A 14,697-nucleotide genomic window follows, 5' to 3' on the forward strand; every position below is an offset into this window, starting at 1 on the left:
TTGAATTCTATAATACAAAGCGCGTGACGTTGAAGATGGGATTAAGAATTCCAGCATAAGAAAAGCCATGCTTGAAAATCATACATGGCACAAAATAATTTGTTTTTTTACCTGTCTACTTGACAGGGGGCAGTTCATGATACTTGGCTTTCTTTCATTATTTATTCCGTTCTAATTCTAATTGACGTAATTCGACTCTCCGAATTTTTCCCGATGAAGTCTTCGGTAATTCATCCATAAATTCAATTTTTCTTGGATATTTATATGGTGCTGTATGTGCTTTCGTATAGTTTTGTAATTCTTCCATTAGCACTTCTTCGTCTTGTGCTTTTCCTTCCCGTAATACAATAAATGCTTTGACGATTTGTCCACGAATGTCATCGGGACTTCCGACGACAGCACATTCCTGAACAGCAGGATGTTTCACTAATACATCTTCAACCTCAAATGGTCCAATCGTATAACCAGAACTTACAATAATATCATCGTCACGACCTTCAAACCAAAAATATCCGTCTTCGTCTTTTTTGGCACGATCACCTGTAATGTAGTACTCCCCTCGGAATGACTTTTTTGTCCGTTCGTCATCTTTATAATAATTTTCAAATAATGCTGGACAGTTTATTTTTACGGCAATATCACCAACTTCCCCGATATCGACAGTTTCCCCGTCATCATTTATGACTTCGACTTCATTTCCAGGTGTCGGTTTTCCCATCGAACCGGGCTTTACTTCCATCCCTTTCATAATGCCAAGCAATAATGTGTTTTCAGTTTGACCGTATCCATCCCGAACCGTAATCGAAAAATAATTTTGAAACGTATCAATTACTTCACGATTTAAAGGTTCACCAGCAGAAACGGCACTATGTAAGTGACTTAAATCAAAATTTGCTAACTTCTCTAATTTTGCCATCATCCGATATTCTGTCGGCGTACAACATAAAACATTTATTTTTTCATTTTGTAAAAGGGTTAAATATGTTTCAGGATTAAATTTTCCATTATAAATAAAGCCTGTTGCTCCTGAACCTAGCACAGATAGAAATGGACTCCATACCCATTTTTGCCAACCTGGTGCTGCTGTTGCCCATACTTTATCTTCGCTTCCAATTCCTAACCAATTGGCGGCGACTGTTCGTAAATGTGCATAACCCCAACCATGCGTATGAACGACACCTTTAGGATTTCCTGTCGTTCCTGAAGTATAGGGTAAAAAAGCAACATCGTCTTTCGATGCTTCCACAATCGTTAATTCACTAGAAGCATGCTCTTTCAATTCATCTAGAAAATACCAGTTATCCACTTGTTGTCCAATCGAAAATTTCTTTAATGTTTCATACTCTTTTATTCCTTCATACACATGAGTATATGTATGATAACTAACAACTCCATCTACTTCCCCATGTGTCACACGATACTGTAAGTCCTCTGTCGTTAACATTTCAGAACTCGGTATAATAATGATGCCAGTTTTTAATGCAGCTAAATAAACTTCATACGCTTCTAGAATTCTCGGAACCATGATAAGGAGTTTATCCCCTTTTTGTAACCCTTTTTCTAAAAAAACATTTCCAATTTTATTCACATTTTTGAGTAGTTTTTCATATGTAATTTCTTTACTATTTCCCACTTCATCCATATAGACTAAAGCTATTTTTTCTTTCTCTTTCGCATGTTTTTCTATTTCCATCACAATATTATACTCATCTGGAGCAATTAAACCATCACGATCCATGATACCAACTCCTATTCCCTTTCTTAATAGTATAGCAAAGTAGATAGCCGATTTACATTATGAAGAGTTCATACTATAACTATTCCGAAACAATTCCCAGCGGATTCGCTAAAAAATTCGCTTTCTTTCATATGAATTTTATTCCAAATAAAACTTGGTTGTGATGCATTTATCCCTACCTAAAAATTAAACTTTTATAAGTCACGTCTCAGTAATAAAATGAGCTAATAAATTGTAGTTTAATAGTTTGACAAATCGAAATACTTCAAATATGATTATTTTAGAATTACTACCTCATTAAAGTATATTACTAGATATATTTTATATTGCTTTAAATTATCTATCTAACACAACATTTTCCAAATCTATGAAATCTAACAAAATTTAGCTTTATTGAATCTTTCCTTAAGGAGGTCTTATAATTGTTTCAATCAAAGTTGGCATTTTATTCCACAAATGAACTCCCTCATAAAATGAAAGAGCTGGAAAGTAATTGGGAATATTTTATGTTAGAAAATCAAATGCTTGAGACGATGCGACCTATCGTATTTCAATCTTGGAAGCGCTGTCAAAGATATGATGTTGATCCATTACAAAAGCAAACGCCAATAATAATGGATGAAAGCAAATTAATGGAATTAATTAGTCGCTCCAATTTATATGATGTGTCACTACCAGTTATTGAAGATTTGTACAATCAAATTAAAGGTACACAACATCTAATTACGCTAAGCGATAGTAAGGGAAGAATTATTCACTTAAAAGGTGATTATAAAATAGAAAGTCAAGCTCAAGAAATGAACTTTGTAGCAGGTGCGGACTGGAGTGAAAAATTTGCTGGTTCCAATGCAATTGGTACGTCCCTTGCATCTGGACAGCCAATCCAAATACTATCTCATGAACACTATTGTGAAGGTGTTCACCCTTGGGTTTGTTCGGCTGCTCCTATTAGAGATCCGTTAACGCGGAAAATATTAGGTATTATTGATTTGACTGGACCAAGTCAGTCAGCTCAATCACACTCATTAACTGTCGTGCAATCTGTTTCAGGAATTATTGAACAACGTTTATTACAAAGTTCCTATAAAATATTAGACCACTTACAAAGAAAATATGAAGAAGTGAAAAATAAACCATCAGCTGTCCATGTCGTCGTGGTGGATGAAATGTTAAATGTAGTTCGTGCCGATTCAAAATGTCTTTCTTTATTACAAATTAATGACTGGGATCAATTGTGGAAAAAAGAAGAATTGAAGCAATTAAAAACATCGCTTATCGATAGTAGTATACATGAATGGGAATGGGATATTACTTCATTAAAATTAAAAATCTTTATACAAAGTGTTACATTAGACTCTGAGCGTATTGGATTTGTCTTTTGTTTTGAAAAGCTTTATCAATTCCATCCTTTAGACTCCAATAGTGAAACAGTATTAAAAGGTGTCATTGGGAAATCTGATGCAATGAAAAAGGTAATCCAAAAAGTACAGGTTATTTCAGAAGTCAATGTCCCTGTCCTTTTAACTGGTGAAAGTGGAACAGGTAAAGAAGTTTTCGCCTATGCAATTCACCAAAAAAGTTTAAGAAAAAATGAACCATTTATCGCAATAAATTGTGGAGCTATTCCCGATAACTTAATTTCAAGTGAGTTATTTGGTTATGAGGCTGGTGCATTTACTGGGGGAAATCCCCAAGGTAAAAGAGGGAAATTTGAAGAAGCAAATAATGGTACTATATTATTAGATGAAATTGGAGAAATGCCTCTTGAATTACAAGTCCATCTATTACGAGTATTACAAGAAAAAGAGGTCGTACGTCTTGGCTCTTCCAAACCACTCCCTATTAATGTACGAATTATCGCTGCAACAAATAAGAATTTACAAAAGCTTGTCAACGAAGGCTTATTCCGTTCAGACTTGTACTTTCGTTTAAATGTTGTCGAATTACATTTACCACCGCTTAAAAAAAGAAAAGGTGACATCCGACTATTATGTGAGTTCTTTGCCAATGAACTTGCAAAAACACATAAAAAACAAATTCCAACGATTGATCAACAGGTTCTTGACTTTTTTCATCGTTATCAATGGCCTGGTAATATTCGTGAATTAATGAACGTAATGGAATACGCTGTACTATTTTGTGAAGAGAATCACATTACGTTAAAATCATTACCGAAATCCATTTTAGAAAACAACAATGATTACTTAACTCATAAAGATAATCATCTATCTCCTTTGGAACATAAGGAAAAAGAAAAATTAAAACAATTAATTTACGAAACAAATGGAAACCTTTCAGAAGTGGCACGTCGTTGTAAAATAGCTCGGACAACACTTTATCGTAAAATAGAAAAATATAACCTAGGTCATGTTTCAAATAAATGATCACACTACAATACTAATTAGTTTAATAAATCAAAAATTCATTCCTCACATCTGCTTGGAATGAATTTTTCTTTTTATAATGGATTATGACAATGTATCATTATCGGAGCCTTAGAATCCGATGTTTTTAATAAGTATTATATTCCACGGTTGTGTCTATGATCAAATCTGCTTCTGTTACCTTTTGTATTTTTTCAATATTATACCCTTGGGCAATCTCAACAAGCTTCAATCCTTTATCCGTCACATCGATAACTGCTTTATCTGTAATTATCCGATCCACAACTCGTTCACCTGTTAATGGTAAGTTACATTCCTTTAATATCTTAGCTTTCCCATACCGATCTACATGCTCCATCATGACGATAATTTTATTAGCACCATGAACAAGATCCATCGCACCACCCATCCCTTTAACCATTTTTCCAGGAATCATCCAATTCGCTAAATCCCCTTGCTGTGACACTTGCATTGCACCTAGAATGGCAATATTAATATGCCCGCCACGGATCATCGCAAATGATTCCGCACTATGAAAAAAAGTAGCCCCTTCAATAGCTGTTACCGTTTCCTTCCCTGCATTAATTAATTCTGGATCTACTTCTTCCTTTTCTGGATATGGTCCAATACCTAATAGTCCATTTTCCGAGTGCAATATAACATGTTTATTTTCAGGAATAAAATTAGCTACAAGCGTTGGCATACCAATACCTAAATTAACATAATCTCCACTTAGAATTTCACGTTCTGCTCGCCGTGCAATTCGCTCCCTAATGAACGATTTTTCTCTTTTCATAACCACCTATCCTCCTTTTCTTCAACTGTCAATTGTTATGCTGTTGTCAATCGTTCAATTCGTTTTTGTTGAACACCTTCAATCATTCGTTGTATATATATTCCAGGTGAATGAATAAAATCGGGTTCCAGTTCACCTATTTGTACAATTTCCTCCACTTCGGCTATTGTCACCTTTCCAGCTGCCGCCATAATTGGATTAAAGTTTCTTGTTGTTTTCTGATAAATTAAATTCCCCATCGGATCTGCTTTTTTAGCATAGATAAGACTAAAATCTGCTGTTAATGCATCCTCTAATAAATATTTCTTCCCTTTAAATGTACGCACTTCTCTTCCTTCAGCAATTGGCGTTCCAACTCCAGCAGGTGTATAAAAGGCAGGAATACCAGCACCACCCGCGCGAATTTTTTCCGCTAATGTACCTTGGGGTGTTAATTCTACTTCAAGTTCACCTGCTAAAAGCTGTCTTTCAAACTCATCATTTTCACCTACATAAGACCCTATCACTTTCTTAATTTGTTTTTTCTTTAATAATAACCCTAATCCCCAATCATCAATTCCACAGTTATTTGAAATAACCGTTAAATCTTTAACACCTTTTTCTACTAAAGCAATAATTAAATTTTCTGGAATTCCTACAAGTCCGAATCCACCAACCATTAAGGTCGCTCCATCTTCTATATCTGCGACCGCTTCTGAAAATGATGTTAGTATTCGTTTCATTTTTAGGACTCCTTTCAACATTGAATATTTAGTGTAAAAAGCGATAGCTATAAAAGCTATCGCTCCTTATCTTTACTTAACTTTAGGGAGTGGTACTTTCACCCAGTCATTATAAAAAGCATCAATATCTGGTTCGAAATCATGGATTACTGGATACCATGGAGTTACTGCCTCTACTTCAAGTTGTGACGCACATTCTGGACAATAATACTCTCTAATGACTTGCCATTCTGGATCCGGCGACATTAACTTCGGGTACACTTCGTTCATCTTTTCTTCAGAATCTCTGACAAAGACGTTCGCATGTAGCTTCCAGTTTTCTTTATAGTCACAAAACTCATGTCCACAATCACATTTCACCATTCTCTTGCCGTTTTCTTTTTGGACAATATATAAGTGTAGCCCTAATGGTAGAAGAATTGGATCGTCCCAGTCGACTCGACTTTGCATTACTTCTCGATATAACTCAAAGCGTTCTGCGTCTTTATAGCTCGACATCATTTCTTTTATCTGATACCATTCTAACGTTCCTTCAACTAATTCATTAATGACCTGTTTACTATATTTCCCCATCAACCTTCACCTCTTTTATCGTGTTAATTTCCTTTATTTTTAAACCGGTTAATATGAACCCCTAGTCTAGTTACATCTAAATCATCTTCATAAATCATCCAGTCTTCGTCTATACCCCAAAACTCTTTAAACTCGTCTGTAAATTGCTCACTTAGTGCAAAACTTTGCGCATACATATGTCTAACTTGTAAGGAAGCTTCTTTGTCTAATATATTTTTCTTTTCTGTTTTCATCCATTCTTTTGTTGGAACACTACGATTTAATCGTTCTTTTCGAATTTGTACTCGTTTTTGGGCTGTCGCTACTATATCAACTGTATACTCACCATCTTTCTCAGAGAACACACAACCGTAAACACTTTCTGCGTAACGAGGTAGGATATACTTTTCGTTTAAATCCGATTCTACATCTTCTGGTTTTCTATCGAGTGGATCACCGAACCCTGGACCTCCACGTAGATAGTTCATAATAACATCGTAATCACCAAACTCTTCTTGCGTTGATACAGCTTGCCTATCACGGTGAATGATCTCGGCGTTCATATTCTTTTCAAACGTTGGATTATCTGGATCAACATCTGCACCTAATGGAAGAGGTAATTTTTTATCAATTCGTTCCTTAAGATCTGTATCATATGCTGTAAACCGGTAACCAGCTGCTGCAGGGTATCCACCCATTAAGCCACAATCAGTTGCCATCGCGCCAGCTCCAGCGACGAACATTGTCCACTCTTTGGCACCCCATCCCAGTCGAAGGGACTGCCAACCGTTTCCACCACGATACTTACCTGCACCACCTGAGCCTGGTAATATTTCACGTCCTAAGTAGATTAAAGGTTCAAGTAATTCCCAAATCTCCATATCCCCCATATCACCCTCAGGGTTCCATAAAGCAGCCGAATGACTAATTCCATCCTTTACAGCACTTGCCCCGACGCCGCAAGCAGCAGTTTCAAAACTATTTAATGCGGATAGTTGACCATATTGATCATACCCTCCACCTTGTAGCCAGTTGGACGTATGTGCATTACCCGCATTAATTTCTTCCAAAAATCCTCGACCATAGTATCCACGGCTCAGTCCACGCCATAATGGGGTCCAGCCAGCTACAAGAGCATGCCAAGTATTTGAGTGTGCCGAACGTATATCGTCTGGATTAAACCAAGATCCCAATGGAATACCAAATTGACTAGCATAGTAAGCGCCATCATTTATCCGATCATTTGGTACGAGCGTTTGCGATAACATAACCCATATTCCACTCGTAATCGATACAGGCGTTGCATTAAACGGGTGCCATCCCCAACGGCTTGCACCTTCAAAGTCAATTTCTAGTTGCGCATCTTTATGAACAGTGATTTCTGACGGTGAATGAATGATAGAATCTTGTTGAGCGAATTTAGGTAAATCTAATCCTTCAAATGGTACATCGATAAAGGAAACACCACGATACTTACCAGGAATTAACATTGTTTTTACTTGGTTTACAAATCCACGTCGTCCATCTTCAATAATTTCACGAATAAACTGTTTGTAAGCGTCAACCCCTTCTTCTTCAATGACGTCTAAAACGAGATCTCGGATCATATGACAACCAGCGACACGAGTTTTCTCATCTAGTGTCCAATACTTTTCACCACGAACAGAGCGTGTACTTTCAAGTAGCCAATCTTTCGATAAGACATCATTTTGTCCAATTTTTCGGCATGTTACTTGATAACCATCATCATATCTTTGTACTGGACCCATTGGCATACTACCTGGTCCACTTGCTCCTGTATCAATAACGTGCGTTACTCCCCCAACCCAGCCAATAACTTCGCCTTCCCAAAAAATCGGTACGAGTGTATGGACATCACATGTATGCACATTACCTACGTGATTATCGTTATTACAGAAAATATCTTTATCATTTATTCCCGGGTTATTTTCATAATCATTCTCAATCATGAACTTGATTGCTGCACCCATCGTTCCAACGTGAATAATAATTCCAGTTGATGTAACGATTGAGTCTGCCTCAGGTGAATATAAACTAAAACATAATTCACCTTCTTGCTCAACAATTGGAGAAGCTGCAACTTTTTTCGCTGTCTCTCTTGCATGTACAACGCCACCACGAAGCTTTGAATATATTTTTTCAAATCGAATTGGATCGGATTCTTTAAAAGGAAGCTCTGTTAATCCAGCATAATGCCCTGTTTCTTTACTTACTTTATCCATCTCGTTACGCATTTCTTTTAACGTTTTACCGTCCCAACCAATTGGAGCTTTCTCCTCTATACGAAGTTCATCTATTACTTTTGCCAAAATGATAACCTCCTTATTTTTTTGTTACCTTTCGTTTATGATAGTTCCTTTAAATGGAAGATTCGATTTTGATCTAGATACGTTTCAAAACCAATGGGAACAACTAATGTTGTCGCAGTTGATTCAATAATAGAAAATGCTGAAATATGGTTTCCTGGCAACAATTTTTCCATTTCATATATGTTTGCTTCCACCCATTCTCCATCCCAGTAGATTTGACGTGTTCCTAAAAATGCTTCATCTGGTGGAGTTTCCCCTGCTAATGGTTCTTCTGGTATTTTGGGTTGGGCAACATCGACTACCCCACGAACAATTGCACCAGTAATGGAATATCCTAATTCAGGTGATAAAGCAGATTTTGCATAAACTCGTGTATACATTTCCTCAAATGTTTCAACAAGCGTTTGGTAATCGCTTACATTATTAAAACTAGAAATCGGAGCTTCAATTTCTAAATCATTTAACTGTCCTTGGTATTGCATACGATAAAGTAGTCGGTAATTTACCTCATCACCAGAGTAACCATTTTTCTTAAATTCTTCTTCGACCCTAGCTTTTAATTCATCCCAAGCTTCTTGAAGTTCCTTCCCAGCTGCTAAAATAGTGTCATCGTCTGCTTTTTCAGCTATATTAAGATCGAGTGTTTTATCATAACGATACTCAAAATCAGCTGCACCACAGCCAAATGCAGAAAATCCAGCAGCCCAAGCAGGGATAAGTACATCTTCAAATCCTAATCCTTTTGTATAACCCGCTGTGTGAAGTGGTCCACCGCCACCATAAGAGAAACAAACATATTGAGATGGAGAATATCCTTTTCCTAAAATCATCGATTCTAAATAATTTTTCAATTGTGATTCTAGTAATTCGGTTACTCCATATGCTGCATCCTCAACAGAAAGTCCAAGTGGTTCAGCAATTTGTTCTTTCACTGCTTGATATGCACGTTCTCTTGATAATTTAATCGTTCCACCGATAAAATTATCTGGATTAATTAAACCGAGAACAACGTGACAATCAGAGACAGTAACTGTCTCAATTCCACTATTTGGATTACATACACCAACTAATGAACCAGCACTATCAGGACCTAATGTTAAATTTCCATAGTTTGGATCAATCCGAACGTAACTTCCTGTTCCGGCTCCTGTCGTATCCATCGAAACGAGTGGTAAAGATAAAACAAGTCGTGCCATATCTGGACTTGATTCAATTGCTAAGTCTCCTTGAGTAATTAAACCGATATCAAAGCTCGTTCCACCGATATCTGAACAGGCAACATTTTTTATTCCGAGATTATCACTTAAATATTTTGCACCAACCATCCCACCGATTGGACCAGATACACATGTTCTTGCAAGCTCATTTGCTTTAATACTTATTGTTCCACCATGACTTGCCATAATTCTTAAATCAAAGTTTGTTCCATGATCTTGTAAAGCTTTATCAAGTTTAGCTAACGTTTCACGTGAAGGTTCTGCTGCATATGCTTCAACAATTGTCGTATTTGTTCGATGTGATTCTTTTCTTACAGGATAATAATCGACTGTCGCAAATACTTTAATATCTTTCTTCTGATCCTTTATCATTTTTTCTGCAACATCTCTTATCTTTCGTTCATGTTCAGGATGTTTATAGGAATGTAGTAAACTAATAACAATTGCTTCAACATCCTTATCAATTAACTCTTGTATAGCACCTTCTAATTCATGTTCATATAATGGGATAACTACATTACCAAACATATCGACTCTTTCTGTTACACCAACAGTCCACTTTCTTGGAACAAGTGGAGGATCAAAATGATGTGTATTCACATGAATTCGATCAGCATATGAATAACCTAAATGTGATTGAACTCCACGACCCATTCGGTGACTATCTTCCATTCCTTTATTAAGAATAAGTCCAACTCGAAGGCCAACACGAGAAACTAAACGGTTTAACATTGCTGTACCTGAATATACGCCTGCCAATAGATTTGGAAATTCTGCATCAATCGTTGAATCCCATTGTTCTAGTGCATCTTTGGCTGAATTTATTAGACCAATATGCTCATCATTTGGTGTTGTTTGCGCCTTTCCAACAACAAAATCCCCCTTTTCATCAATAATGAATGTGTCTGTCATTGTACCACCAGCATCAATAGCAAGAATCTGTGATTTTGCCAAATCAATGTCTCCCCTTTCTTTTTGAATTACTATAATATATTGCAAATTTCGTGCCAACTTTTGAATGAACATAAAAAATGCATCATAATAGTAACTTTACGACAGATTCGTTTGAAAAAAATAATAAATATAAAATAATAAATTGTTTTATTTTGCTACAGATGTAGCGATACATGCTACATAATAAGTACCAATACAAAAAGAAAACAAAAGACATTCTTAGAAAAGAATGTCTTTTGCAAAAGTATGTTTCATCATAAGTTCATCTAAACTTCTAAAGGTATACCCTTCTTTTTTCAATTGAATAATGACCTTTTCTAAAGCTTCAGCGTTATCTTCCGAAACAGTGTGTAATAATACAATTGCACCAGGGTGGACTTGATTAACAATTTGATCATAAGCATACTTCCAACCCTTTTGTTTATTCGTTTCCCAATCCCTAAAAGCAAGGGACCAGAAAATATGAACATAGCCAAATTCATCGGCCCATTTCAGTGTGTTTTCATTAAAAGTTCCTCGGGGTGGGCGTAGATAAGTCAGTTCCTTTTGAGCGGAAACTTTTGCAACAGCTTCTTCTAACATATCTAGTTCTTTTTTCATCGCTTCTTTTGACATGTTCGTAAAATCAGGGTGATTATATGAATGGTTCCCAATGATATGACCTTCATTTACCATTCTTTTCACTAATTCTGGCTCTTCTTCAACATAATGACCAGTGACGAAAAATGTCGCATGGACTCCTGTCTTTTTAAGTACATTGAGTACTTTCTCTGTATATCCTTGCTCATAGCCATTGTCAAAGGTAAGGTATATTTCCTTTTCATTTGTCATATCCGCGTAAAAAGCGTGATGATTTTTAAGCATTTCACCATACTTTCCTACATCTGGCAATTTATTATCATTATTTTTTTGATATCCCCAGCCATATCCATAAACGATGTCATTACTGGAAAACAATACAGCTAGCAAAAGGACATACGTAATGAACGACTTGCATATAGTATTCATTAAAAGACCCCTTTTTGATTAGGTTTCACTCTTAATTCTAGAATATGCATGCTTTCCATTGTAAAAAAAAGGGTGATTTGACAGTTACTTAGGAAATGGTTATTATATACCTTATGTATTTAAATATGAAAGGAGTAGAATAATGAAATTACTGAAGGGAAATTTGTTAACGCAAATTCTCATTGCTTTTGTAATCGCAATCATTCTTGGTTTAATTTTTGGGCAATCAATTGAAGTGATAAAACCACTTGGTGATTTATTTTTACGTCTAATTAAATTTATTATCGCTCCACTAGTTTTATCCACACTGGTAATTGGTGTTGCTAGTATTGGAGATCCAAAGTCACTTGGTCGTGTTGGCACGAAAACAGTTTCTTACTATTTAATTACGACAGCGGTTGCAATTATCATCGGTTTAAGTATCGCATTTATTATTTCACCTGGAAAAGGACTTTCAATCGAAGTTCCTAGTACTGAAGTAGAGGTGAACGAAACTGAAGGCGTTATTCAAACATTTTTAAACATCGTTCCAGAAAATCCGTTTTTATCCTTAGCGGATGGAAACATTTTACAAATTATCTTTTTTGCCATTTTTATCGGACTTGCAATTACTTTAGTTGGTAAGAAAGCGGATCCGGTTTATCGTTTTTTTGATGGATTTGCCGAAGTAATGTTTAAAATTACTGGAATCGTTATGCGCTTTGCACCAATTGGTGTACTAGGATTAGTCGCACCGATTATTGGGCAATATGGTCCACAAGTATTATTACCTTTATTAAAAATTATTATCGCAGTTGTACTTGCTTGTATTTTACACACTATTCTCGTTTATTCTATGTCTGTAAAAATATTCGCTAAAATGAATCCGCTTACTTTTTTTAAAGGGATTGCACCAGCTGCTGTTGTTGCTTTTAGTACAGCGAGTAGTGCCGGTACTCTACCGGTTACTATTAAAAACACACAAGACAATTTAGGTGTATCGAATAAAATTAGTAGTTTCGTCCTTCCTTTAGGAGCAACAATTAATATGGATGGTACGGCAATTTATCAAGGTGTTGCTGTTATTTTTATTGCACAGTTTTATGGATTAGAGTTATCAGCTATGCAATTATTAACGGTAGTGATTACGACTGTTTTGGCTAGTGTAGGTACTGCGGGAGTTCCAGGTGCGGGCATGATTATGCTGGCAATGGTTTTAGGGGCTGCTGGCTTGCCTTTAGAAGGGATTGCCCTAATTGCAGGGATCGACCGAATTCTTGATATGTTCCGGACAACGGTAAATATCGTTGGAGATGCATCAGCTGCAGTAGTAGTTGCTGGTACGGAAGAAGAGCTAGACCGATCAGCATTCGAGAAACAAGCAAGTTAAAAATCGAGAGACTAAATGACTACTTACATGTTTTACTTGCTTAAAAGGAATGAAGGAAGAGCATTACGTTAAAAGAAGGAATCATGAAGGAGTTTAGCGGGCTGATCTATATGATGAAAAGAACTAGGTGTTAAAAGGTATTTATGCTTTAACACCTAGTTTTATTTATGCAGCTGAATCTACATCAACATCTGTTTCTACTTCCGCGATTTTATTATTTTTAGCTTTCACAAAGAATAGAACTGCGAGAATTCCAGTTAATACAAATCCAATAATGAAAGATATCGTTAAATCTAAATTAAAACCAATTTTTTGATTTAGTATATATACAAATACCATGTAAGAAATAAATAGTGCTGGTATTAACGATATAAAGTAGTTTTTCCCTTTAATAAATAAATACATCGTCCCAATCCATAATGCGATCGCAGCAGTTGCCTGATTAGCCCACGAAAAATACCGCCACAAAATATTGAAGTCGATTTGTGTTAATAAAGCAGAGATCGCAAATAATGGAATAGCAATCATTAATCGTCTCATTAATTTTTGTTGATCTATTTTTAAATAATCAGCAATAATGGAACGTGCCGCACGGAATGCTGTATCACCTGAAGTAATCGGTAAAACAATTGCACCTAAAATAGCAATCGTTCCGCCAATAGCACCTAACAATGTGATCGATACTTCATTTACGACAGAAGAAGGTGTACCTGTTGCAATAAACTCACTCAATGTTTGTCCATCTAACAAGCTCATTGCAGCCGCTGCCCAAATCATAGCAATAATGGCCTCAGCAATCATCATACCATAAAATACATATCGTCCTTGTGATTCTTTTTGGGTTGTTCTTGAAATAATTGGTGACTGTGTTGCATGAAAACCTGATAATGCCCCACATGTTATCGTAAAGAACAGAATTGGGATAATTGGGATATTATCTGGATGCATGTTCGAAATCGTCATTTCTGGAATCGTATAGTCAGAAAATAATAAAGCACCTCCGACACCAATCGTTCCAATTAACAACACTGCACCAAAGTACGGATATAGTCTCCCAATTATTTTATCAATTGGTAAAATGGTTGATAAGAAATAATAAGCGAATATAAAGAGAATTAATAACGATATGGCGACTTTACCTTTCAAAACAATTGCGAGTAAAGATGCTGGCGTTGTTACAAAGACAGTACCAACTAAAAGAAGTAATAATAATGCGAATGCGTTTACAATATGTCTTGAAAATTTTCCAAGAAATTTCCCCGCTAATTCAGGAATATGTGCTCCTTTATTCCGAATGGAGATCATACCCGTTAAATAATCGTGCACCGCTCCAGCAAAAATTGCACCAAAAACAATCCATAAAAAAGCAACAGGTCCAAATAATGCACCCATAATCGGGCCGAAAATTGGTCCTGTGCCCGCAATATTTAATAGTTGAATTAATGCGTTTTTATGTTTATTCATCGGTACATAATCAATACCATCACTATTTGCATATGCAGGTGTTTTACGCTCTTCATTTACGCCGAATACCTTTTCTACAAACTTGCCGTATGTGAAATAGGCCACGACTAAAAGAGCAATTGATAAAAGAAAAGTAATCATTGACATCCCCCTATTTTCCATC

At 36.1% G+C, this 14,697-nt stretch carries 10 protein-coding genes; 2 read left to right on the forward strand and 8 right to left on the reverse strand.

From position 1 onward, the window contains the following. Positions 1-157: 157 nt before the first annotated feature. On the reverse strand, positions 158-1,738 hold the full coding sequence (gene mbcS, locus DFR56_RS19020) for an acyl-CoA synthetase MbcS (protein ID WP_110397041.1): 1,581 nt from the start codon (positions 1,736-1,738) through the stop codon (positions 158-160). A gap of 422 nt (positions 1,739-2,160) precedes the next feature. Here mbcS and DFR56_RS19025 point away from each other — a divergent pair, with 422 nt between their 5' ends. Then, positions 2,161-4,122, forward strand: a complete 1,962-nt coding sequence (locus DFR56_RS19025) for a sigma-54-dependent Fis family transcriptional regulator (protein WP_244916586.1) — start codon at positions 2,161-2,163, stop codon at positions 4,120-4,122. A gap of 127 nt (positions 4,123-4,249) precedes the next feature. Here DFR56_RS19025 and DFR56_RS19030 read toward each other — a convergent pair whose 3' ends face one another. The 6 genes from DFR56_RS19030 to pdaA form a co-directional block, all read right to left on the reverse strand. Then, positions 4,250-4,918 carry a 3-oxoacid CoA-transferase subunit B gene (locus DFR56_RS19030; RefSeq protein ID WP_110397042.1) on the reverse strand — a complete coding sequence of 223 codons (669 nt, stop codon included), beginning with the start codon at positions 4,916-4,918 and terminating at the stop codon, positions 4,250-4,252. 35 nt (positions 4,919-4,953) lie between these two features. After that, positions 4,954-5,640 (reverse strand): CoA transferase subunit A, encoded by a 687-nt coding sequence (locus DFR56_RS19035; protein ID WP_110397043.1) that lies wholly within the window; start codon positions 5,638-5,640, stop codon positions 4,954-4,956. 72 nt (positions 5,641-5,712) lie between these two features. Beyond that, positions 5,713-6,213, reverse strand: coding sequence for an acetone carboxylase subunit gamma (locus DFR56_RS19040; RefSeq protein ID WP_110397044.1), 501 nt, complete (start codon positions 6,211-6,213; stop codon positions 5,713-5,715). A gap of 23 nt (positions 6,214-6,236) precedes the next feature. Continuing rightward, positions 6,237-8,522, reverse strand: coding sequence for a hydantoinase B/oxoprolinase family protein (locus DFR56_RS19045; RefSeq protein WP_244916587.1), 2,286 nt, complete (start codon positions 8,520-8,522; stop codon positions 6,237-6,239). Positions 8,523-8,557: 35 nt separating this feature from the next. Next, positions 8,558-10,693, reverse strand: coding sequence for a hydantoinase/oxoprolinase family protein (locus DFR56_RS19050; protein ID WP_278250587.1), 2,136 nt, complete (start codon positions 10,691-10,693; stop codon positions 8,558-8,560). A 219-nt stretch (positions 10,694-10,912) separates the two neighbouring features. Beyond that, complete coding sequence (pdaA, locus tag DFR56_RS19055) at positions 10,913-11,701, reverse strand: delta-lactam-biosynthetic de-N-acetylase (protein WP_110397046.1); 789 nt, start codon at positions 11,699-11,701, stop codon at positions 10,913-10,915. A gap of 142 nt (positions 11,702-11,843) precedes the next feature. On the opposite strand from pdaA, the gene DFR56_RS19060 reads away from it, so the two are divergent. Continuing rightward, positions 11,844-13,070: a dicarboxylate/amino acid:cation symporter gene (locus DFR56_RS19060; protein WP_110397047.1), complete on the forward strand. Its 1,227-nt coding sequence runs from the start codon at positions 11,844-11,846 to the stop codon at positions 13,068-13,070. A 165-nt stretch (positions 13,071-13,235) separates the two neighbouring features. Here the strand turns inward: DFR56_RS19060 and DFR56_RS19065 are convergent, their stop codons facing one another. After that, a complete protein-coding gene (locus DFR56_RS19065; RefSeq protein WP_110397048.1) occupies positions 13,236-14,675 on the reverse strand; it encodes a carbon starvation CstA family protein in 1,440 nt (479 codons plus the stop codon). Positions 14,676-14,697: the final 22 nt, after the last annotated feature.

Source organism: Pseudogracilibacillus auburnensis, assembly GCF_003201975.1.
Classification (GTDB): Bacteria; Bacillota; Bacilli; order Bacillales; family Amphibacillaceae; genus Pseudogracilibacillus; species Pseudogracilibacillus auburnensis.